Here is a 628-nt window from a genome sequence, read left to right on the forward strand (position 1 = left end):
TTCGCAAGCCACCAACCAGGTTCCAATGGATAAGTGGCAGAACGAAGAAAAAGAGTACCTACATGAACAGCCAGCCAACCTGTTAAATCCATTCTTTGAGGAAGATATTACCCGTATCGTCTCTAAAGAATCGATGGTTAACTTTCGTAAATGTAAGTACTCCGTTGATCCACGCTACATTGGTCGCACAGTCGATATCGAGCTGACCGATAATGAGCAGCGTATCCAAATTTATTATAACGGAGAAATGATCCGTTCGCACAATATAACGACCAATCAATTTAATTACGATAAGCAAGACCGTGTCCGCATATTGGGGTCCGACCTCTTAAAGGGACAAAGTGAGCAGGATATACAGGCATACATCGCAGAGCATCTTAGCGAATATGACCAGGTTTAGGTGATGATAATGACTAGTAAATTTCAGGAGCTACTAACTAACTTAGAGTCCCTAGGACTCACCAAAATGGTTGCGTATCTACCAGAATATGTTGACCAAATTAATCAACAACAACTATCGTTTACTGAGGCAATGCTTACACTGACGAGCACTGAGCTTGAATGGAATCAAGAACAATCGATAGAACGAATCGTAAAGCGGGCACACTTTCCGCAGAAAAAGACACTA

Annotated in this window: 2 protein-coding genes; both read left to right on the plus strand. The window is 41.9% G+C overall.

Annotated features, from left to right (window positions below):
- Positions 1–400, plus strand: a 400-nt coding sequence (locus DXH47_RS11560; protein ID WP_404820043.1) for a Mu transposase domain-containing protein, incomplete at its 5' end; no start/stop codon positions are given.
- 9 nt (positions 401–409) lie between these two features.
- Positions 410–628, plus strand: a 219-nt coding sequence (locus DXH47_RS11945; protein ID WP_225423588.1) for an ATP-binding protein, incomplete at its 3' end; no start/stop codon positions are given.

It is taken from the genome of Levilactobacillus suantsaii (assembly GCF_004115745.1).
Classification (GTDB): domain Bacteria; phylum Bacillota; class Bacilli; order Lactobacillales; family Lactobacillaceae; genus Levilactobacillus; species Levilactobacillus suantsaii.